The sequence below is a fragment of the Pelagicoccus sp. SDUM812003 genome (assembly GCF_031127815.1).
Taxonomy (GTDB): domain Bacteria; phylum Verrucomicrobiota; class Verrucomicrobiia; order Opitutales; family Opitutaceae; genus Pelagicoccus.
The window spans coordinates 96,952-119,500 of record NZ_JARXHY010000013.1; the positions used below are offsets into that span (position 1 = coordinate 96,952).

Annotated in this window: 15 protein-coding genes; 2 read left to right on the forward strand and 13 right to left on the reverse strand. The window is 56.7% G+C overall.

Going from position 1 to position 22,549, the window contains the following annotated elements; translation table 11 throughout:
• Positions 1–10 precede the first annotated feature (10 nt).
• The 13 genes from QEH54_RS16785 to QEH54_RS16845 form a co-directional block, all read right to left on the reverse strand.
• Complete coding sequence (locus tag QEH54_RS16785) at positions 11–1,603, reverse strand: amidase family protein (RefSeq protein WP_309019867.1); 1,593 nt, start codon at positions 1,601–1,603, stop codon at positions 11–13.
• Between the two features lie 28 nt (positions 1,604–1,631).
• The gene (locus QEH54_RS16790; protein WP_309019868.1) at positions 1,632–3,221 is read right to left on the reverse strand and encodes an amidase family protein; all 1,590 of its coding nucleotides are present in this window, start codon (positions 3,219–3,221) and stop codon (positions 1,632–1,634) included.
• Entirely contained in the window at positions 3,208–4,770 is a 1,563-nt protein-coding gene (locus tag QEH54_RS16795) for an amidase family protein (protein ID WP_309019869.1), read from the reverse strand. The genes QEH54_RS16790 and QEH54_RS16795 overlap by 14 nt, the downstream gene beginning before the upstream one ends.
• 24 nt (positions 4,771–4,794) lie before the next feature.
• Positions 4,795–6,369 carry an amidase family protein gene (locus QEH54_RS16800; protein ID WP_309019870.1) on the reverse strand — a complete coding sequence of 525 codons (1,575 nt, stop codon included), beginning with the start codon at positions 6,367–6,369 and terminating at the stop codon, positions 4,795–4,797.
• Between the two features lie 212 nt (positions 6,370–6,581).
• The gene (locus QEH54_RS16805) at positions 6,582–9,275 is read right to left on the reverse strand and encodes a TonB-dependent receptor plug domain-containing protein (protein WP_309019871.1); all 2,694 of its coding nucleotides are present in this window, start codon (positions 9,273–9,275) and stop codon (positions 6,582–6,584) included.
• Between the two features lie 144 nt (positions 9,276–9,419).
• A complete protein-coding gene (locus tag QEH54_RS16810; RefSeq protein ID WP_309019872.1) occupies positions 9,420–11,669 on the reverse strand; it encodes an outer membrane beta-barrel protein in 2,250 nt (749 codons plus the stop codon).
• A 127-nt stretch (positions 11,670–11,796) separates the two neighbouring features.
• The gene (locus QEH54_RS16815; RefSeq protein ID WP_309019873.1) at positions 11,797–13,158 is read right to left on the reverse strand and encodes a tetratricopeptide repeat protein; all 1,362 of its coding nucleotides are present in this window, start codon (positions 13,156–13,158) and stop codon (positions 11,797–11,799) included.
• 22 nt (positions 13,159–13,180) lie between these two features.
• Positions 13,181–13,858: an energy transducer TonB gene (locus QEH54_RS16820; RefSeq protein ID WP_309019874.1), complete on the reverse strand. Its 678-nt coding sequence runs from the start codon at positions 13,856–13,858 to the stop codon at positions 13,181–13,183.
• A 6-nt stretch (positions 13,859–13,864) separates the two neighbouring features.
• Positions 13,865–14,275: a biopolymer transporter ExbD gene (locus QEH54_RS16825; RefSeq protein WP_309019875.1), complete on the reverse strand. Its 411-nt coding sequence runs from the start codon at positions 14,273–14,275 to the stop codon at positions 13,865–13,867.
• An 11-nt stretch (positions 14,276–14,286) separates the two neighbouring features.
• Positions 14,287–14,898 (reverse strand): MotA/TolQ/ExbB proton channel family protein, encoded by a 612-nt coding sequence (locus tag QEH54_RS16830; protein ID WP_309019876.1) that lies wholly within the window; start codon positions 14,896–14,898, stop codon positions 14,287–14,289.
• Complete coding sequence (locus QEH54_RS16835; protein ID WP_309019877.1) at positions 14,895–16,349, reverse strand: MotA/TolQ/ExbB proton channel family protein; 1,455 nt, start codon at positions 16,347–16,349, stop codon at positions 14,895–14,897. Before QEH54_RS16835 ends, QEH54_RS16830 begins: the two co-directional genes overlap by 4 nt.
• A 15-nt stretch (positions 16,350–16,364) precedes the next feature.
• Entirely contained in the window at positions 16,365–17,138 is a 774-nt protein-coding gene (locus tag QEH54_RS16840) for a DUF3450 family protein (RefSeq protein WP_309019878.1), read from the reverse strand.
• A 637-nt stretch (positions 17,139–17,775) separates the two neighbouring features.
• Positions 17,776–19,014, reverse strand: a complete 1,239-nt coding sequence (locus QEH54_RS16845; RefSeq protein WP_309019879.1) for a hypothetical protein — start codon at positions 19,012–19,014, stop codon at positions 17,776–17,778.
• Positions 19,015–19,069: 55 nt separating this feature from the next.
• Here QEH54_RS16845 and QEH54_RS16850 point away from each other — a divergent pair, with 55 nt between their 5' ends.
• Both QEH54_RS16850 and QEH54_RS16855 read left to right on the forward strand, forming a co-directional pair.
• A complete protein-coding gene (locus QEH54_RS16850) occupies positions 19,070–20,692 on the forward strand; it encodes an agmatine deiminase family protein (RefSeq protein ID WP_309019880.1) in 1,623 nt (540 codons plus the stop codon).
• Positions 20,689–22,338 carry an agmatine deiminase family protein gene (locus tag QEH54_RS16855; RefSeq protein ID WP_309019881.1) on the forward strand — a complete coding sequence of 550 codons (1,650 nt, stop codon included), beginning with the start codon at positions 20,689–20,691 and terminating at the stop codon, positions 22,336–22,338. The genes QEH54_RS16850 and QEH54_RS16855 overlap by 4 nt, the downstream gene beginning before the upstream one ends.
• Positions 22,339–22,549 lie beyond the last annotated feature (211 nt).

Below are 22,549 nucleotides of genomic sequence, written 5' to 3' on the forward strand. Positions count from 1 at the left end.
AATCCGAAAATTAGTAGGAAATCGTTTCGCCAGGTAGAGAAGGAGTGGCGCTAGGGACCTTCACGTTGTCAGTCACGGCCTCGAAACCAGAGGCGAGTTTGATCAACGTCGGCTCGCTCCAGGGACGGCCGAGGATTTCAAGCCCTACGGGCAAACCGTCTTCCGTGAGTCCCATCGGCACAATGAATGCCGGCAGACCGGTGACCGGGCTGAGCTGGTTGGGAGTGTATTCACGTTCTGGATCGTTGCGTGGACCCAGTTTTAGGGGACCGTGCAACTTGTGAGGGTAGATAAGGGCGTCCAAATCGTATTTATCCATGAGGTCGAGAACCGCCTGGCGAAGCGTTTCCTTGCCCCGCAGCGTCGCCCGATAGGCGAGGTCGCGATCAAGATCGATCGGATCCTCCATGGCCCGGACATCGGAATCCCGAATGGGAAGGTCCTGATGGCTGAGCAAAAGTTCTTCAGCGTTTTTGTAAGGGTAGTCGGGGCCTTGACGAATCAGGTACTGATTGATGGCGGCAATGCGCTCGAAGCGGCTTGGCGAGGGATTGGCAGACAGGTAATCGGGTAGGTCGAGGCCGAGGGAGACAGGATCGAAGACGTAGGCACCATTCTCCTTGAAGACCTCGATGGACGCCTTTGCTAGGTCGATCACTTGCTCGTCTACGGGAGTGAAGTCCCAGGCTTCCGCAAGCACGCCCACGCGAGCTCCCTCCAGTCCGTTGGGATCGATGAAGCTAACGTACGGCTCGAGAGGCATCTTTCCGAGGCTGTTTGCGGTCCAAAGATCTTCGGAGTCGAAGCCGGCGATCGCATCAAGCGTGACGCACACGTCGTAGACGCTCCGAGCCATGGGACCGCCGCGCTCGCCAGTGATGTAGCTCCACATTTGTCCAGCTCGACTAATGAGGCCGGAGGTCGTGGAGAGTCCGAACAAGTTTCCATCGGAAGTCGGGGTGCGTATTGAAAATCCGGTTTCACTTCCCAAGCCAACCGTACCGAATCTTGCGGCGAGCCCACCCGAGGTGCCGCTGCTCGACCAGCCAGGCGTGCGGTCGAGAGCGAAGGGGTTCTTGGTGTTGCCGCCCAAGGTGGAAGAGGCGACCATTTCAGGCCGGGTATACCAATCGCTCTGGTTAACTTTCGCTAGGATGATCGCTCCCGCGTCGCGCAGTCGAGCAACGATGGTGCTGTCGCGAGCGGGGGTGACATCTTTCAAGGGAGAGTAGCCGCCCGTTGTCGGCATGTCATACGTATCGAATACATCCTTTGCGAGGACCGGGATGCCGTGCAGAGGAGAGCGCGGTCCGGACGTTTTGTACTCTTCGTCCAGGGCGCGAGCCGTTTCGAGGGCTTCCTCGTTGAGGGTGAGGACCGCTTTGATTTCCGGGCCCGTTTGATCGTAGGCTTCGATACGGGCGATGGAAAGCTCGATGAGTTTTTCCGCGGTCAGCGCTCCAGCTGCCATGGCGTCCTGAATGTCCTGAATTCCCGCGGTGGTGAGCGTGAAGGTTTCGGATTGCAATGAGGTCGTGGCGAGCGCCTGTAGAGAGAAACCAACTACAACGGTATTCAGAAGTTTTTTACAGGAAGGATTCATGTCGAGGATGGGAGGCGGAGATACAGGCTTAGTAGGAGAAGGATTCGCCCGGGAGTGAGGGCGTTTTGGGTGGTGTGGTACGGTGCTTGGTCGCTTGCTCGTAGCCGTAAGCCAGACGGATCAACTGAGCTTCGCTGAAGGGCCGTCCTAAGAATTCGATGCCGATGGGTACTCCCTTGGGGGCGTCTTTGGTTACGGGAGAAAAGCCGCCTGGAAACGTGATGGCGGGAAGGCCGGAGCTCGACCCCATGAAACCGTTGCGTTCGACTTGGTCAGGGTTCTTGGTAGCCGGGACCACGAGGCGCTTCTGGTGGGTGTAGAGAAGGGCGTCCAATCCGTATTCATCCATGGTGGCAACGAGAGCATCCTGGAATCGCGACTGATTAGTAAGGCGTTTCGCGTATTCAGGATCTTGTAACGCGTCTTCCATCTCCGCGTTCTGCCTGAGCCGGTTGAGAATCGGCTCGTAGGTCAACCCTGCGGCGACGTACTCCTTGAGGTTCTTGTATTTCGCGTCGGGTCCGAGGCTGGCGAAGTACTCATCCATGGTCCACTTCGATTCGAAACCGCTAACGCTAAGGTCGAACCGGTCATTTGCGATTTCGTCTAGGATGGGAATATGAACGGGAAATACGGTAGCTCCTGCAGCTTTCATGTCCTCGATCGCTTTCAAGGTGACCTCGGTCACGATCGCATGCTCTGAATGGCTGCCGTCTCCCAACAGCTGTGGCACGAATCCGATGCGAGCGTCTTTCAGGGAATCCGCGTCAAGATAGTCCGTATAGGATTCTGGATACTTGTCGACGCCTTCCCAGGTCGACTTGTCCATCGGATCGAAGCCGACTAGATAGTCCATCATGACCGCGGCGTCGGCCACGTATCGAGTGATGGGGCCAGCGGTGTCCTGAGTGTAGGAAATCGGTATGATGCCGTCGCGACTGATCAAGCCGAAGGTGGGACGGATGCCCACGAGATTGTTGGCGGAAGAGGGAGAGCGAGTGGATTGACCAGTATCGGAGCCCGTTCCCAGAATCCCGAAGGTAGCAGCGATGGCGGCTCCAGTGCCTCCACTAGAGCCGCCGGGGGTTCTACTCTGATCAAAAGCGTTGAGAGTCTGCCCCATGAGCGAGCTGATGGATACGCCGCTGCGGGCGAGCTCGCTGAGGTTTACTTTAGCGAAAATGATAGCTCCCGCGTCGCGAAGCTGTTTCACGGTAAAGGCGTCGTCAGGAGCCATGCTGCCAACGAGGGCCTTGGAGGCGCCGGTGGTGGGCATGTCATAAGTGTCGTAGTTATCTTTCAACAACACTGGAATTCCGTGGATCGGGCTGCGGGGACCGTAAGTCTTTCGCTCTTCGTCGAGCGCTCGAGCGATTTCCAGAGCCTTCGGATTGATTGCAATGACGGCATTTAGTTTCGGGCCCTTCTGGTCGTAGGCTTCAATACGAGCGGTGCAAAGTTCGACCAACCGCTCCGCGGTGAGCGCTCCCGCGTCAAAGGCTTCGTTGATATCCGCCACGGTTGCGGTCTGCAGATTGAACTCCTTCGCTGGCAACGCGTGGGCTGCGGCAAAGACGAGAGAAAATACGAGAGCGGTTTTTAGTTTATTTGGAAACATAGTCCGTTGGTAACGTCGGTGTATTGGGAGGAAGGATACGGTGGCCGGTAGCTTGCTCGTACGAGTAGGCCAGAGAGAGAAGAGTAGCTTCGTCGAACGCACGGCCAAGGAACTCCACCGCGACCGGCTGGCCGTGAGAGGTGATGCCAGCGGGGACGACGATGGCCGGCAGGCCGGAAACGGAGCTGAGTCGCACCTTTGTGTAAGTGGATGGCTGGTTGACGTATTCCGACGGGTAATTGTTGTGGATATAGACCAGAGCGTCCAAATCGTTGTCGTTGAGAAGTCCCAGCAATCTAGCTCTCATCTCGGAACGGCGGGCAAGGTGTTCCTTGTAGCCAGGAGCGTCGAAATCCGGTTCCGAAGTCAGAGCTTCTTCATACCGTTCCCACTTTCCAATGATGAAGCCTCCCGTATCGTAGAAATCCTCCAAACTTTGGATACCGGACGATGCGTCGAGCGAGGCAAAATAGTCCTCGAGCGCTGGTCCAATTTCCGTAGGCGTGATGTTGCTCAACGAAAGCTGTTCCATCAGGTCGTCGTATCCGGTGGAGACTGGAACTAAGGTAGCTCCGATGGACTCGCAGTCCGCAATGGCTTTTTTGACGATTGCGATCGCCTCAGCGCAGGTGGGATCGTCTTCTTCGAAGAGTTCGTTTACTACGCCTAAGCGGGCGCCATCAAGCGAAGATTCGTCGAGATAGGATTCGTAGGGCTGAGGCGGAAGCTTTCCTTCGCTTCGGGCGGTGACCTGGTCCTTGTCATCGACGCCGGTGGTATAGTTAAGCGTCGCTGCCACATCGTAGACGTGGCGAGCCATGACACCGACCCGATCGAGGGTGGGAGAGAGGGGGATGACTCCGTCGCGACTGATCAGCCCCTCAGTTGGGGCGAGGCCAACAAGGTTGTTGGCGCTAGAAGGTCCGCGAACTGAGGATCCGGTTTCGGTACCCAGTCCTGAAACCGCGAATACAGCGGCGAGGGCCGAGCCGGTGCCGGAGCTAGATCCGTCGCTGTGTCGTCTAAGATTGTAGGGATTGCGTGGCTGGCCTCCCAAGGTGCTGGCGCCAGGCAGGCCACGCGAACCCGAAGCGAATTCGCTCAGGTTCGTTTTCAGAAAGATGATCGCGCCGCCCTTTTTCAGTTGTTCAATCACGAAGGCGTCATTGGGAGCATAGTTGCGCTCGAGACCGATCGCCCCGCCAGAGTTAGGAATTCCAACCGTATCCACATTGTCCTTCACCGCGATAGGGATGCCGTGCAGCGGGCCTCGTGGGCCGCTCGTCTGGCGCTCCTCATCCAAAGCTTTAGCTTCCTGGCGCCAGTGCGGATTGATGGAGATGACGGAGTGAATGCTCGGACCGTTCAACTCGTAGGCAACGATGCGCTCAAGAAAGCGTTCACACAGGTCTTCGTAGGTGAGCGAACCATCCGCCACCGCGTCTTGAATTTCGCTAATGTCGGCTGTGGTGAGATCAAGCTGGGCTTGGAGCGGCGTCAAGAGAGCCAACGTAGCGCCGACAACGCTTGTTTGAATAAGGTGCCTCATCGTATTTCGATTGTAGTTGAACGATTAATACTTGATCGTTTCGCCTTTGAGTGGAGGCGTCGTCTCAGGAGTCTTGCGAACCGGCTCCAGCTGTTCGTAGGCGTAGCCAAGCTTGAAGAGCGTCGCTTCGCTGAATGGGCGACCAAGAAACTCCACCGAGATCGGACCGTTTTCCTTCTCGGTGTAACCCGCGGGAACGAGCAAAGCAGGGAGACCGGTGACGGAGCTAAACGGGTTGTCCTTTTCCGAATGGCGTGTGCCATGCGGTTCGGGAGGGACCGACTTGAAAGGGTAGACCAATGCGTCGAGGCGGTACTTGTCCATCAGATCGATGGCGGCCTGCTTGAGCGTTTCCTGGCTGTCGCGGCGGGCTAGGAATTCCTTGTTGTGCATAAGGGAGTCGATTTCCTCGCGCCCTTTGATGATGCTGTCTTTGGTCAAGTCGCCCCCTTTTTCGATCAGTTCATCCACGTTGTGGATGACCGCGTCGGGACCCAGTCTGCGAAAGTAGAGATCGTAGGAGAATTGAGCTTCGTAGTAGTTGGTGCGGGTTTCAGAGAGGAGGGTGAAGAGATCCATGCCGATGCTCAAGTCGTCCACGATCACGGCTCCCGCGTCGTGCATTTTCTCGATAGCGGCTTCGACTAAGGCCACGCCTTCCTCGTGCATCTCGCCTTCGCGAAACAGGTCTCTGAATACGCCAATGCGGGCTCCACGCAGGCCGTCCTTTTCGAGGAAGGTTGTGTAGGAGGCCTCAGGCGTCATACCCGGCGAAATGATGGTCAGCAGGTCTTCCGCGTCGAAGCCCTGCACCACATCCGTCATTGCAGCGACGTCGTAGACGCTTCGTCCCATGGGACCGCAACGTTCTTGCGTGAAGGATGTCATGACTTGACCAGTACGCGGGATTAATCCGCGCGTTGGGGCCAGGCCGACGAGGCTGTTGTTGGAAGTCGGGTTGCGGATGGATACGCCCGTTTCGGTACCGAGACCGATTTGGCCGAACATGGCTGCGAGGGCTGCTCCGGTGCCGCCGCTGGATCCGCCTGGCGTGAGCTCGGGATTGTAGGGATTGTTGGTGCGGCCGAGCACGGTACTTTGATCCTTGCGATCCTTCGGGCGACCAAACCAGTCGCTCATGTTGACCTTCGCGAAAATGATGGCCCCAGCGTCGCGCAAGCGCTTTACCACGGTGGCGTCGTAGAGAGGCTGGGAGTCCTTGAGAGGAAGAAAACCGGCGGAGGTCGGCATGTCGTAAGTATCGAAGAGGTCCTTGAGTACGACAGGGATGCCATGAAGCTTGCTGCGTGGTCCGCTTTCGGCGCGTTCCTTGTCGAGTGCCCGAGCGATCTCGAGGGCGTTTGGCTGCAAGGTGATGATGGCATTGATCTCCGGACCCGATTTGTTGTACGCGTCGATGCGTGCCAAATACATGGATACGAGCTTCTCGATAGTGAGGGCTCCGGAGTCGAGGGCTTCGTTGATATCCTCGATGGTCGCTGTTTCGAGGGAAAAGGTTTTCGCGAGGCTTGTCGTTCCTGCGATGCACAGGGACAGGAGACCAATGGCGGTCGTAAGGGAAAGTCGGGTCAGGTTCATGGGAAAGGCTTGGGATCAGGCGTGCCGAAGTCGTGAGAGCTTCGAAATCCGGGTGCATGTAGGCATAGCTCGGCTACGCCTAGGCCCGTGGCGGGCAGGAAATGGATAGGGGAAACCGCTGCGGCGGTGGTGGGCTTGGGGTAGACTCCAAGCAGAGCGGGCGTCCCCGCTCTGCAAGGATGTCTAGTCTACTATTCTAACTTCCTATGTAATTAGAATTCCTTTGATACCGTGATCTGCCAGCGACGTGGAGGCTTCACGGATATAAGCTCGTCTCCCGAAGTGCTACCACTTCGTCCTGTGTAGTAGAGCTCGTCTGTTAGGTTGAAGATATCGAGCTTGGCGGAGAAGCTCTCTTTCTTCCAACCGATGGCAAGATTAGCAGTGGTGGCTTCCGGCAGCATGATGACCCCGTAGCGGCCTGATTGCACTTCGGAAATGTAGTTTCCGCTAAGGGTCAACGAGAGGCCGTAAGGCGCTTTGTATCCCATGGCGATACCGTGACTGGTATTTGGATACGCAGGCATTTCGATCTTTTCGCCCGGTTCAACTCGATGAGCGGCTTGACCGCCCCATGTGAAGGCTTGAGCGGGGAAGATGACTTCGCCCGTCTCCGGATCAAGCACATCCTCGAATCCATGGGTTTCGCCGTGCAGGCGGAGCCAGCCACCATCGTTGGAAAGATCGACCGTCTTCTGCGTTACGCTGAAGGCGCTGAGGTAGAACTTCTCGCTCGGCACCCAACGCACTTCCAGCTCGATGCCTTCGCCGGAGAGAAGGCCGAGACTTCCGAGCAGCGGGTTGCCGTTGGGATCTTCGTTCACCGTGTTGCGTGACTGCTTGTATCCAGCGAGGGCCCAGTAGAGCTTGCCATCCAAGTGCGAGCCCTTGATGCCGACTTCCTCGATCTTAGCTTCCGCGTAGGGACCGCCTTCCACGAGGTTTCGTGGCAGCGTCAGGTCGGAGCTGTCCGCGAGGGCGGTTTGAATGCCGTAGGTGTAGTAGACATTCAGGTTCGCGGGGAGGCGGTAGAAGAAGCTGCCAGTGTAGGAGAATCCGTCGTCGCTACCGGTCTGCGTATTGTCAGCGGTGCGGAAGCGAGGATCAACGCCGTCTGCTCCGGATCCGAAGATGTAGATGCCTTCGCCGCCTTCGGAAACGAGATCCGCGTAGTCGGTAGTCTCCATTGAGATCGTATCGTAGCGAGCGCCAAGGATGATGTTGGTCTTGTCGCCGATTGCGATATCCAACATGGAGCCGAGCCCGAATTCGTCGTACTTGCTATGACGCCAGTTCGTGTAGGGCGCGCCGCCATTGTAGTAGTCCGAATTTTCCCGAGGAGTGATGAAGAGGTCCTTTGGCGTGCGTTCGTTCTGAGGCAGGGCCAGGTTTGGACGGTTGTCGTAGTCGCCGGAGTTGCTATGCCGCTGGGCGTTGGTGTGGCGAAAGCTGACAGCGGAGATGGAATTCACGGTGAAGCGTTCCGAGTTTATGAGCTCGGTTTCGACTGAGAACTTGTCCTCCACGACCCAGATGTCCTGCTTCTGGTAGAAGGGCAATTCGGAATCCTTGAACTGGTCCTGAGTGTCGAAGAGAATCTGGTTCTTCATCTTCACATCTCCGCCGTCGTTTACGAAGTCGAGGTAGAAGAGGCCGAGCTTCGCGAGGAGCTCCTTCTCTAAGGAGACGTGGCTGTAGTCGATCTTGGTGAGCTCGACGGTGTCCGGGTCCATGACGAAGCCTTGAGGCAGTACGTTGAGCAGCTTCATGTTGTCGTCGCTGAGCAGAGCGGCGAACTCGGGTCTCATGGTCTGCAAGGCGTCCAAAGCGCTGTTTTCATTCGCCACTGTGGGGACCGGGCCAGCAAGGGCGTCCTGGTAGCGCGAGTCGAAGCGCTGACGCAGCGCATTGTTTCCGGAGGAGGAGGTGTTGCCGATGATCACCGGCGATGCCTGCTCCATTTCCATGTGTCCGATCTTGCCACTGTTGTCCAAGTCGAGATCGACGAGGAAGGTGCCTCCCCAGTAGTCGCCGTTGTCGATCAGGTCTTGCGTCAGACGCGTTAGAAAGCCGCCAGCGGATCGCGTTTCCTGCAAGTTGAAGCCTGCTTCCACACGCCACTTGTCAGTGAGTTCCTGTGATATAGCTCCTTGCAGAATTTTCTGACCGATCGGAATATTTTTATAGTATGAATCAGAGTCCTCGCTCAGGGCGTATATATAATAACCACCCCGGCGATCCGAATTGCCTGTAAAGTTGATAGGGCCGCCCATGCCAAGTGATACTTCCTGTTTGCTATAGGAGCCAAATATCATCTGTACGAAGCCTTCGTCGTCCTCAAGATAGGCTCCTTGGCGTGAACGTCCTGATTTTGGGGTCATGTTGGTGTATCCACCAATCTTGCCCGAACCGAAGTAGGCGGGCGCCGGGCCTCTCACCACTTCTATCTGGTCGTTGGCGCCAAGGACGGTACGCGAGTTGCCCTGAGGCTCGATGCGCTTCATACCGCGGAAGTAGGTATCCGCAGTCATGGCTCGGATATCGATGTTACCCTGTACACCCCAACGGGTTACGGTGTTGGTGCTAGGAGCGATACGGGAAAGGTCGGAGACTTCGCTGATGGACAAGTCCGAGATCATCTCGGAGCTGACGACGGTGGCGGAGCGCGGCGTTTCAAGAATGGATTTCGAGAATCCGAGCACGCCCTCAATCGGCTGGTTGGGCAGGACGAAGTTCGGGTCTTCGCCGCCATAGGTGACGAGATCCTCCAGAGATCCCTCTACATCGTCCGACAGGGTTTGGGAGTAAAGATATACAGTGGAAGACGTTGCTAGCAAAGCCAAGCTTGACAGCTTAACCAGTCGACCTACCGTACTCCCGAGGATTGGGTGTTGGTATTCGTTCATATCTGTTTTTGTGTTCGTGTGGTTACGATATCGAGAGCAGTTGGTATACCAACTGCCCATTCCTCACCCCAGTTGAATATTAGTCGAAGGGCGGGTTAGGAAATTGAATGAAATTACAAGGAGCGGTTTCATTTGTTTATAATTCTACCATTTTCGGCCGATATCGACCCGGCATTGCCAGGAATCGATAGTCGTTTTTCCCATTCGATTTAGACGTCCGATGGATTCGTCGAGGGGAGCGTTGCCGATATTCAGGAAATCGAAGCGAGCCACCCAACTTTGATCGATTTTATACACGATTCGGGCGTTGGTGGTTAACCTTTGATCAAGGTATTCGAAGGTGCTCAAACTTGGTCCGAACTGATCGAGGGCCTGGTCGGTGTAGTCCATTTGCAGCAGCCAGTACAGTCGACCTATGGTTTGCTCGATGGATAGGCGCGATTTGTTTCGCGCGACCATGGGAAGAGGCGTTTCCGAAAAGGCGACGTTGTCGGTGTCGGCGGTGGATTCCTTGTATTGGTGAAGCACGCGCGCTGTGATGCCCTTGCCTTTCAGTATCGATGGTTCGAATACGCGAGAGAGCGAGAAATCGATGCCGTGGATGCGAGCGGAGGAGCCGTTGAATTTAGATCGAAATTTGAATCCCTCGTAGGTCCCGTCGACAATGGTCTCTTCGGTGGAGTAGATGAAGTCTTGAATATCTACCGATGAGATGCCGAGTGTGAGCGATGAGTCGTCGCCGAGCTGCTTAGCCCAAGAGAGCGTCGCCGTATCCAGCAAAGTAGGACGTAGGTTCGGGTTGCCCGATCTGACGACTTCGCTGCTGCGGGCGATGATCTGGTAGGGGATCAGGTCGTAATAGTCGGGACGAGCGATGGTGGTTTGCCAACTGAACTGAAACAAAGAGCTTTCGGATTTCCGATAAGCGATCGAAAGAGTCGGGAAGCCGTTTTGATAGGTTTGCGATCCGTATTCAGGCGACACTTCTATCGAGTCGTCTACGTTTGCGATCACCTCGTACCCAAAGGTCTCGATTTTGGTGTCCTCGTAGCGCGCTCCGGTCGAAAGGCTCCACTCTCCGAACTCGAATAGCGCGTTTAGGTAGCCGCCCAAAACGCGCTCGTAGGAATCGTAGTTTTGCGAAAGCGAATCCTGTTCTGAGGAACTTGCGTTGTAGAGGTATCCGTCGAGGTGAGTCTCGAAGTGCTCGAGGACCGGGCGTTCTGCGGGGAAATAGCCCAGAGTGTAGTCGCCCTCTAGAAAGTCGCCGACAGGCTGGTCGTTGAGCGTCGTTTCCATTCCGTAAACGCCTTCGTAGCCGTCGTAGTTTCGGCGGAGTTCGAAGTTGTCTCTATTCTTCTCTCGATAGAGGGCTCCGGTGGAGATCTTGTAGTTGAAGTTTGGAGTCGTACCCGTGATGTCCGTGTCGAAGTAGACGATGTCATCGCTGTCGTGGGTGGTTTTGTCTTCGAAGCGGATTTCAAGAAATTCGAAAGTGGAAAGATTCTCCTGAACCAGAGGCTCGACCGCTACAGGGCGGGTAGGGTCGCTCAAGTCCAAGGTGAGCTGATCGCGAATGCCGTCCTCGAATTGAACGGTGTAGGTACCAGGTCTGAGACGTTTCCAGGAACGGGTCACGGCTCCCGCCCGAAACTGAGTGTTTTCTAGGGCGAGCTCAGCGCCCACGCCATAGACGTTTTCGGTCCGTTGATCCGGGCTTCTGCGCAGGCTGTTTCGCTTGCGGTTCTTCTGAAATGTTACGAGCGAGTCGTCGCTACTCGTGTCTCCGCTGGTCTTGTACTCAAGACGAAGGCGCTCGTCCATGTCGTCGATCACGCTATGGCTGCCCACTGCGTAGACGCGCGTCTTTCCAAAAGTCGCTTGTCCGAACAGGCGAGCGTGTTTCGATTCCGTTTCCAGGGTGCGTACGTCGAAGCGAGCTGTATTGGGCAGGGTGAGGCCCACCGAACTGTCCGGTTCCTCATCCCAAAGATACTGCAGCGAGTCGAAGCGGCGGTCGAAGCGATTCGTACCGATGTCGATGGAGATGCCGTACCTGCCGTTTTCGTCGAAGGGGTGCTCGTACCGAGCTCGAGCGCCGTATCCAAAATTCTCAGTCATGGCGTTGTAGCGGGAGAGCAGGTTGATAGAGCCGGATGGCGACGACGAAATCGAAGTGGCCCAGAGGTAGCCGAACTGGGAGACGCCTTCCGCATCGCCGTTGGAGGTGAGTCCATCGAAGCTGGAGAAACCGGAGGTTTCGGAAGAAACTGGGTTCTTTTTCTGCAAGATTCGGCTCCGGTCTCGTAGGGACTCGGCCCCCTCTATCGCTTGGCCCATGGAAAGCTGCCCTGAAAGCGTGAATACGCAGGCTAGCGAGAGGAAGGCTTTCATTGTAGTGGTATAGCAACGCTGCCCAAACGGTCGTCGCGCGGGCGCTACGACTCGGTTTGAAGAATGAGGAAACTGACCGGTTCAGGTTGAGCTTTTAGAGGAGGGCGGGGATGGGGATTTGTATCCGCTATCTCATACTACGCGCGGCGGATTCGACCTTTACGAGAAACGCTTCCACGTTGTTCTGAGGCTGGATCGACTGGGCGCGTCCTAGGAGTCGCGCTGCCTCGGCGAAGTCTCGTTCGCGCACCAGCATGCGAGCGTGCTGTATCAAGGCCTCCACTTCAGTCTCTTCCACGTCTTGAGCGCGTTCGTAGTAGAGGACCGCCTTTTCGCGCTCGTTTTGCTTGCTGTAGTAGTCGGCCAGAAGGAGCAGAGCCTGTCCGTTCAAGGGATCGGACTTCACGACTTCGGTCAGAATCGATGCGGCTCGATCGTCGTCGTTCGTGCCCATGGCGACTTGAGCTTCGTAGTTGAGCAGGGTGGTTTCCTCCTCGGGGCTGAGTCGCTCACCGATAGCGGACCGGGTCGCGGCGATCAGCTGATCAAGCTCGCTCCAGGCTTGTCGGATTGCCAAGGCGCGGATCGTGCGCATGAGGCGGTCCTTGCTCAGGTCGTCCAGGCTCAGGGAGGCGATGTAGTAGTCGACCGCGAGGTCGGGGGCGTCCCGATTGATGAAGATGTCTCCCAGCAGCGTGAGGCTGGTGCCGGTGGATTTGCCGAGCTCGTTCACGATCTGGAGGTTCGCGGCGGCTTTCATTTCCTCGCCTTCGCCTATGAAGGCGTTAGCTTGAAGCATGAGAAGGCTGGTGTCGTTCGGGTTGGCCGAGATGAGTTCGTCCAGCAGGCTGATCGCTTCCTTGTTCTCGCCAATGTTGATCAGACATTGCGCTTTTCCGAGTTTCCAGTCGCGACTGTCAGGCTCGAAAATGAGGGCGAGTCGGTAGGCGTCCAAGGCGCTGGCCGTTTCGCCCGTGTTCAGATAAACGAAACCGATCAACCCCAGCAGGGAACCATCCATGGTGCCGAGCGAGGCCGTTTTGAGCAGGGCCGAGAGGGCGTTTTCGAAGTCTCCCGATTGCACGTAGAGAATGCCGAGGTTCTTGTAGGCCCGAGCGAATCCGGGAAACTTGTCGAGCGCCGCCTTGTAGGCGCTGATCGCTTCCGCGGTGTTGCCGGCCTGGAAGTGCAGGTTCGCCAAGGTGTAGTCGAGCGCTCCGCTGGATTCTGGAGTGATGGCGGTTGTGAGGGTGGCGATGGCCTCCTGCGGGTTGTTCGCGATCAAGGGAGTGAGCGTTTCGAACAGGGCTTTCTCCTCGCTGTTGATGCTCGGGGTCTTCTCGGTGTCGAAGGCGTATGAACCGGTGAAGGCTTTGACGAAGCTGGGATTGTCCCAGCTGATTTCTTCCAGCTCGTAGACGGCTGATTGGGCGTTGAGAGCGAAGGAAAACAGGCCGGCGGCCACTAGTTTGGAAAGAAGTTTGTTCATGGTGATTCGGACTTTGATCAGCTTATTGGATACGGAAGGGAACATCGATTTTGTAACGGGCACGCACGGGCTCACCGTTTTTGGTTGGCGTTTCGAAAAGGCATTGTTCGATGGCGTCGATGGCGGGCTGGGTGAATTCGCGAGCAGTCGAGCTGACGACCTTTTCCACTGTAGCGGTACCGTTGGTGTCGATGATGAGGATGAGAGAGACCATGCCATTGATTCGCATGCGGCGCAGCTCGGCCGGATACACGGGCAGAACCGTCTTCACGCGTCTGGGCGGCTGGTCCAGGTCGGACACGTCGAAGATTTGCAGATCGCCCACTGTGTCCGGTTCGACCCCGAAGCCCTCGAAGGCGAAGGCGCCTGCCATGGCATCGCCGAATCCGGGGTTGAGCGCGAGGTCCATCTGGCTGAGCGACAGTTGCTGGACATTGCGCTGCATTTCCGGCGGAGGCTCTTCGACCTTTTCGTTTTCGGGCGGCGGCGGTTCCGGCGGAGGCGGCGGAGGCGGCGGAAGCGCCACGTCCACCGTGACCACATCGCTTTTGTCATCTCCGCCCCCGCTGATGTACTGGGTGAATGGGAGGATCAGGAAGACCCCCGCGGCGCAGATGACCATCGCGATAACAGTCTTGGGTCCACCCGACGACTCCTCCTCCTCGAAGCGTGGAGTTTCGTAGTCAGCTTGTTCGATCATCGGTCTTTATTTGATGTCGTCGGTGGAGATGCTCACGGAGTTCGCTCCGCCCAGTTTGGCTTCGTCGATCACGCGAACCAGCAGATCGGTGGGCACGGTGCGGTCCGCTTGGATGATGACCGGCATGTCTTCCTCGGCGGTCAGTCGCTGCACCGTGGAGCGAATGCCGCCGACGCCGACGTCGCGGCCTCCATAGACGACCTGTCCATTTGAAGTGATGGCGACGAGGATGCTGTTTTTTTCCAGGTCGACCGCGGAGGACGCCTGCGGTTTGCTGACTTCCACACCGGTCTCTTCCACGAAAACCGTGGTGACGATGAAGAATATCAACAAAATGAATACCATGTCGATGAGCGGCGAGATGTTTATTTCGTCGCTGCCGGAGGATGATTGGGAAAGTGTACGGGCTCTTGGCATGTTCGTTTCGTTTATGCGTGTCCGCGCTTTGGATCGAGTAGGCGTTGGAAGGTGGAGGTTTCCAGCTTGGTGAGAAAGAGCTCGAGAGCGTCGAGCTTTCGACGTATTGAAGAGATCATTACAAGGGCCGGGATGGCGAGCACGAGGCCTGTTTCGGTGGTGATCAGAGCCTCGGAGATGCCGCCAGCGATCAGCCCCACTGTGTTCGAGCCTTCGCTGGAGGAAAGCCCGCTAAAGGTAGTGAGCATGCCGCCTACCGTGCCGAGCAGGCCGGTGAGGGGAGCAGAGCTGACGATGATGGTGACGAACTTGATGCGGCGCTTGAGTCGTTCGATCAAGGTGTCGCGCACCTCTTGGAACCTAAGCCGTACCGCGCCGGGCGTCTTCTTGTCCGCCAGCACGAACTTGAGGATCTTTCCGATGTCGCCCCGCGCTTCCTGCGGCCGGTCGATCCAGTGCCGCCATTCGTTTTGACCCACGCGGGTGTAGTCCTTCGACTGCAGTCGAAAGTAAATTTCGAATACGGAGTAGTAGATCAACATGCCCAGGATGAAGAGCGGACCCATGAGCCAGCCGCCTTCGATCCAGAGGCCGAGCGCATCTTCTTTGAAGAATTCGATCATGCCTTTGCTCCTCCCGCCATGCGTTTTTCGAACTCCACTACGTTAGGGGCGGCATGGGCGGCGATCCCGTTCACGAAGGTGATGGAGGTCTTCTCCATCTTTGCGATCATGGAGTTCGCCTTGCGGCTCAGGAAGGCGGAGAGAAGCAGGGAAGGGATGGCTACCACCAGTCCGAACTCGGTGGTGATGAGGGCCTCCGAGATTCCAGAGGAGAGCGACTTCGCATCGCCGGTGCCGAAGAGCGTGATCAGTTTGAAGGTGTTGATCATGCCGGTGACCGTGCCCAGCAGCCCTAGCAGGGGCGCCACCGCCGCGGTCACGCTGATGAAGGACAGCCCGCGCTCGAGCTTGGGTTTTTCCTCGAGGAGGTTTTCGAACATGATTTCGTCCAGCAGTTCCTTCGGCAGGTGGCTGTTCTTGATTCCGACGACCAGCATTTTGGATTCGGCGCCACCATTCTCCTTCGCTACCCGCTCGGCTCCTGCCTTGTCGCCCTTGTAGAGTTTCGAGAGCACTTCGAACACCACTTCCTTGGGAAGCAGCTTGTACTTGCTGAGCTCGAGGAACTTGAACGCTGCAATAGCGAGCGACAGAAATGCGAAACCAAGAATTGGATACATCCAAAGCCCGCCTTTTCCGATGTGCTCGATGAGCGATTCCTTGGTTGCGGAAATCGCCGTGGCTCGGCCGCCCGAGGTATCCAGAGGCACGCTCCCTTCGCCTTGTTTCACGAATTCCGCGATCGCCGGCGTCGCTTCGGGGTCGAAGACCAGAAGTCTCGGCTCCAAGGAGGAGCCACGCTCCGCCAGCCCAGCGGACTTGCCGTCGGAGGACGCGAAGAAGGCGATCGGGCCGAGGAAGGCGAACTGCCCGTCGACGAAGCTACCGTCCGCAAGGATCGCTTTCCCGCCAAAGGAATGGCCGGCGGCATTGTCTTTTACGCGTTCCAGTCCCATTCCGATGGCCGAAAGGCGCTTTTCTATCAGGTCGTCGCGACTGATTCCCGACTTTTCGCTAGCGTTCAGGATCTCGAGCAGATCGTCCCCGTAGAGCTGCACCTCGCTTGGATGAATCGAGGCGTTGAGCCGGTTGGAGTAGTCGAGCAGAAGGTTGGAAATGTAGGAAATCTCGTCCTCGCGAGCGCTGAGTTGGGTCTCCAGCGAACTCAATTCCAAACCGGAGTTGTCGCGTTGCCGCTGAAGGGACCGTTGTTCGGAGCGCTTTTCCTCGACGATCTGCTCGATCTCTCTCAGCTCGGTCGCTAGAGGGATCTTCTTTTCGGCGATGGATTCCCGGAGTTCGGCGAGCTCCTGGATAGCGGTTTCCAGTCGTTTTTCAGCTTTCCCGGATATGGCGCCGAGATCGGACTGGCCAAACGAGAAAGCGGGGAGCGAGGCAGCAAGCGTCGCCGCGAGGACGCGCCTTAGACCAATGGTGGTGAAGGTGATCATAAATAGGGAAGGGAGCTAAAGGATTTCGATTGGGAGAGTGACAAACGCTGGCGGCGCGTCGTTGGAGTGGATGGCGATGGCGTCGGCGATACTCATGGCCTCATCGCCCGCGACGGTGGTCCAGGTCCACCCCTCTGGAGTGGGATGTCCATATCCAGCGTTCTCCGCGTTGGCGTCGGCGTAGTAGGCGACCGATAGACCGAAATAGATCGTCTTCACCTCCTTCGATACTCCCGGCTCGACTTCCTTGATTTCCGATACCATGGAGATCTGCGAATGGAATTTTTCAACTTGTGTCAGAATTCCAACTACAGTTTGAATCCGTTGGGAAAGGGGCGCTTTCTTAGCGGCTTCTGCATCCTTGGGAAGACGCTGGATGAGGGGCTGGATGTCCATCTTGAGCGGCTCCGGAAGCAAGGGAACCACACTGCGAGCAACCCCTTCATAGCTCGTTGCAGCCTCCTCTAGTAGAGCAGCGGTCGCTTTCGCCTCTTCGATCTTCTCGGAAAGCTCCGCCCGTTTTTCATCCGCTTCTGTTGACGAGTTTTCGAGTTCCTCTATTCGCTTGCTGATGGACTCAAGCTCCGCTTTCGAAGCGTCGATCATGTCGTTTAGAAGAGCTTCTTCGTTTTTCCAATCCGTTGATTCCTTGGATATCTGCGACTGTACTTTTGACCACTCGATAAAAGTGGAGCGAGTGTCATCGAGTTCAGCGGCTGTCGCGTTAAGCCCGATTAAGGCACAGAGGGTTGCAGTCCCTCCGATGAGGGTCCTTAGGTGGTTGTTCATAGCTAAGTATTCGAGATCTCAATACCGAAGAGATCTCTGGGTTAGGTTCGTGTGGTTAGATGCTTGTTCAGCAACTGCGGTGCCAACCCCCGTCGGGATTCTTGCTTTAGCCTCGACTTGATTCCTTTTCAAGGAAGGGCATATGGACTTGAGCGTTCCTCCGGGCAAACGCCCTATGCTATGAATGTCATTGTAGATTCCCAGTAGCGAGAGCGCTCAAAATCATTCAAGTTGAGCGTAACTACAGTGATGGGCGAAGTCACTGTAGCCGCCTTCAAGTTTCGCTAAGCGCATGAGGACGAACAAAAGTGGGGCGGCTTGTTGTGAGAGTATAAAGAAAAAGAATACAAAAGTGTGTGGTTGATCTTGTGAGACGAAGAGTTGTCGTGCATGCGCACAGGGCTGAGTCCAACGCGGGACGGACGCGCGGATGCCGATCGTTTTCGGAAAGCAGGAGCCGCTAATAGTGATCGTGACGCATGCCGGTCAATGGAGCGTAGACGCTATTGAGCCTATCGTGTGGAAGCGTATCCAAGATTGGATAACAAAGAGAGCTCTACTTCGATGCTGCTTGCTTGGTACGCTCTCCATCGGCCCGCCGGTACAAGCGAGCGGCAGCGATGGGTATCGGTTTTTGCTAGTTCGAGATTCGTTCGTCGTCTGGTACCACACGATAGAACCGAGAGCCGGACCCGGAAAACTGAATGCGTCTCGCTCCGGAAGCGCCACTATCCAGGCTTGAATCGTTCTCGAGGAAGTCCGCCTCGGTGAGCGCTTGCCACACTCCGGTAGACAGATCGTCTCGCCTTTCGACTCTTAGGGCCTTCGCGATCCCGCTTTCAGGGAGTTGCAGGGTTAGGATGAGGGATCCGTTTTCGGTGGAGAAACTCCAGGGTAGCGAACGAGCATCGGCCGCGGCTCTATTGAACGCGAAGAGGACCGCTAAGGGCACGCCGTTTCGATTCGAGGCGCGGTCGTCGTCAAGACTGTATCCATTGTCCCATAGCCATTGCCCAAACGCGTTCGGAGCTGAGAACTCGGCCGTGGCGATGGTGGATCCCGACGTGGATCTGGTCACAGTCGTGTCCGTGTTTGGCATCTTCTCGGTGAGCTTGTTGTTCACCGAACTGTGGAAGGTGATCTGGTAGTCGCTTGTGCTGCCTACGTTTCGCAGTTCCACCACCTGCAGACGGATGTCGGCGCTATACGGCGGCTCCACGTAGTCCGGTGGATTGGTCGCCACGTCGATCGTCTGAGTCTGGGTTTGCCCGTCGATGGTGAGTTTTGCGGTGAGCCTGCCTGAAAGAGGAAAGGACCGGAGGCGATACAGATCCAGCAACCTGCCGTCCGTATCGATCGATTGCGGCGCTCCGATAGTGGTTACTTCGAGCTCAAGGCCGGAGCTGCTTTGCTCCACCGAAACCTGTTTCACGCCGAAGCCATCAAAGCTGATTTTCGCTGTGTTCTTCAGCGTCCAAGGCGTTTCGTGGATCGAGCCGCCGGTGAAACGAATGGCAACAGGACGCTGCGTCGCCGGGTCGAAGCTCAGTATCGCGTCCATGACCCCGCTTTGGCGAATGTCCTGCTCAGAGCTATCCCCAGTGGAATAGGCGATGGAGTTTGTTCGAGAGCTTTCGAGGATGGAAAACTGGACCTCGATCTCCACGCCGAAAAGGCGGGCGCTACCTGCGAGCAAGATGGCGGCGGTACACAAGGGGCGGATTCCAATCACGCCCTTAAGGTGATCCAACAATGAGGTCTCGTCAATGCAGCGGAGTTCGGTTTCGCCGCTCGGCGTGGCATGGGGTCGGCAATGGGCCTTGAGGGTAAGGGGCGATTCGCAGCGGGTTCGATTCGCCGGCTGGTGGATATTCACTTGCAAGTTCGTTCGAAATCAAATTGCTGTCTCGATCAAAAAAAGGGAGTGGGAAATGGGAGTGGGACCTACAAACCGTTTGCGGGGGAAATGGCAGGCGCTGAGGCTCGGCATCGCTTGGATAACATCGATTTGGGTTTTCGACGCTAGTACCCTTGCAACGCTCGGCGCGGCATCGGTAGCCGATCTCCCGCCACCGTTGGCCAGCGAAGGTTTTGGCGGGTTGACCGAGCCGACCGCGCCGATAGCAGGCTCTCGAGCTTTGGCGGACTGGGAGCCGGCAGGGGCGGTCATGATCAACGTCTCCCCGCAGGAGGTGCTGGAAACGCCTGATCTACTGGCGTGCTACCGGCAGATCGTGGAGGCGCTCACGCGCTACGTGCCGGTGGTGGTGGGATACGATGGCGAGGACAGCCGATTCGCCTTGCGTTTGGAAGACGCTCTGAGGCCCGCCAATTCTGATGCTAAGGATCGGTTTCCCGTCGAAACAGCGGATTCTAAAACAAACGAGTATTGGATACGCGACTACGGCCCGATCTTTTGCATGAGCGCCTCGAACCGTCTGGTTCTGGTCGATACGATTTATAGAGATTGGAGGGAGGAGATCGACGCTTTCGAGCAAACGGGCGATCTCACCGGACCGGGAATAGGCGTCGAGCTGGAGAAGCGTCTGCAGTTTCGAACAAAGCGTTTGAAAAGCGACACTTCTCCCTTGGCTGTCATGAAAATCCTGAGACAGAGCTTTCGTCTGTCGAGCGAAACGACCCGGCCTCCTTTGGTCCTTCCAGGTAGTGAAATGCAGACGGATGGGGAGGGGCTCTTCTTCGTCGCTGAGGAGGCCGCGTTCCTAAACGGGGGACGGGTCGCTTTGTTCGAAGGACTCACGCGAGACTACTTTGGGGCGGAGGAGATTCACCTTTTGGATACATTGCGCGAGTGGGGATCGCTACGATTGGATAGCCAGGTTAAGCTAGCGGGAGGCGGTTATGTTTTCGTTACGCGCCCTCAGTTTTCAGCGCCCCTCAGTCAAGCGGCGGCATCGTTCGAACGCGAGCGAGCGGAAGCCGTTTTTCGATCCAACTGGCAGTACCTAGAGAAGTTCGAGCCGAGATTGCGTCGGGTGGAGCTCCCGACATTGCCCATTGCGGAAGTCTCGAATCAGCCCTTGCTTTACCATGTTCGGGTTCGTCTGCTCAAAGCGATTTGCCAAAATGCTCAAATCGACTTCGACCTCTATCGGTCGCTGCCCGCTGTCGACGAGAAACGACTAGCGTACGATCAAAGGATCTATGCTTACCTAAAGGAGAAGGTCGGGTATCTCGGTCAGTTTAGCGATGACGATTATTTGGCGGAAACCGTTCCTGCGGTGCTGGGACGTTCGCTATGGCGATTGGTTGCAGAGGAGCGACAGAATCGGTCGCCTTTTCGTTCCTACACCAGCTCGTTTGTATTGGGACTTCAAGGACGGCCAACCGTAGTGCTGCTGCCCCGATACGCTGCGCAGAAGGACGATGCTGCAGGGTTGATCCTGCAAACGGAGAGGGAGGTTGAGCGCGCCTATCGCCTCGCTTATCCCGACGCGATGATCCATTGGGTGGATGCCGACCCCTTGACCGTTCGCGGAGGCACCTTGCATCGTGCATTGCTCGCTCTCCCTCGAGGGAGGGAGCGCTCATGATTCACTTGGCAAGGACCGGCCGCGGGGCGGTTACACTGGAGGTGAAAAGCGCCAGAGCGCTCCTGCTTCGCGGCACCTGCTTGATGGTCTTGGTCTTCTTCCTCGCTCAAACGAGGTCGACTCTCGGAGACGTGTTCGGGGATGAGCGCGTAGAGACGTCCTCGATAGGGGCTAAGTCCTATCCATTGTTCAACCGTCAGACCGAACCCACAGCTCCGCTTGCGGCGGAGCGGCCGGTGGGCGAATGGGAAGCGGCCAGCTTTGTCTGGATAAATCTGTCGCTTCCCAGCGTCTGCAAGCAGCCCGAGGTCCTGGCTTTCTATCGAGAGTTCATCGAGGTCGTTTCGCAATATCTGCCGGTCGTGGTCGGGCTCGACTTCCAGTCAGCGTGGAGTTGGCCTCGATTGAGGGAGGAACTTGTGAGCGATGCCGCGGCGAAGAGGGGAAATACGCATTTCTTCGATTCGAGATGCAACTCGTATTGGACAAGAGACTACGGACCTGGATTCGCGAGGGCTGCCGACGACTCTCTTATTCTGGTGGATTCCATGTATCGAGGACTAGAGGACGAAATGGATCTTTTCGCTTCGTCCCTAAACGAGCTCGAGGGATATAGCCCCTCGAGAAACGCTTTGCTGTTTCAAGCCTTTCGCTCCAACGGGAGACGAGCTGAGCTGGCTCCCTTGCGATTGGCAAACGTGCTGCGTCAATACTTTGGATACACTGTTGATTGCGTGCGACCAAAGCTCTACCTGCAAGGAGGCGATTTTCTGACTGATGGCAAAAATCGGGTATTCATTTCGGAAGACACCTTGATCTCCAACGGAGGCCGAGAATCTGCTCTAGCGGAAACCTTTCGATATTATTTCGGGGCGAAGGAAATGCATGTCCTGTCGGCCCTGCCTGGAAACGCCGTGAAGCATCTCGACATGAACTTGAAGTTCATCAGCCCGAACGTGCTATTGTACGCGGAACCGCCGAAGACGCGAAAGGGAGGCAGCCGCTCGTCCCGTCAGCTGGAGACGCTGGCGACTCGTTCTCTCGAATCCAACATCGCCTATTTGCGGGAGCGCTGCTCGGACGTCACTCTCGTCCCTATTCCAACACCTCCGATTTGGGAGGAGTCGGTGGAAGAAGCGATGCTGGTCCTGAGCGCCCAAGTGCTGCAGCTCGTCTGCAAGGAGTTGGACGTTGATTTCGACAGCTATTGGTACGTCGAAAAGCCAGGTCCTGATCATGCGGAAGTGAAGGAGAAAGTGGATACTCGCCTAGCTTCGCTGGTCGGGCATCCGGCGCGACTATCAAATCGAAGCGACCTCAACCGGCTGACCTTGCATTACCTAAAGGAAGACCTGGATACGCTGATCGACAGCAGGGTTGCGGGAAGCACCGTGTACCGGACTTATGCGAATGCGCTGTTGATCCAGGTGGAGAACGGCCCGACCGTCGCGCTTCTGCCGCGCTATCGGGCGCAGGAGGGAGAATCGAGCGCAGCGTTTAGAGGGTGGGAAATGCAAGTTGAGCGAGCCTACCGACTCGTGTACCCGAACGCGAAGATTCATTGGATTCCAACCGACGCGATGGCCCTCCAAGGCGGGGCGCTGCACTGTCTGGCAATGGTGGTGCCGCAAGGCAAACGCCGATGAGCGATCCCTTGGGGCGAATCGAAGGGACGAGGCTAACGTTGGGACTTGCAGGATGCGACACGTCGACGCCCTTGGGTGGAGCCGCACCTTTGGTTCAAATTCGCCTCGAAAAAAAGCTCAGGTCCAACGCTTTGCATATCGGGCTTAAAAGGGAGCAGGGGCTCGATAGTCAGGCATCTCGCTCCCCTCGTGAGGAACCGGTCTCTGGTTC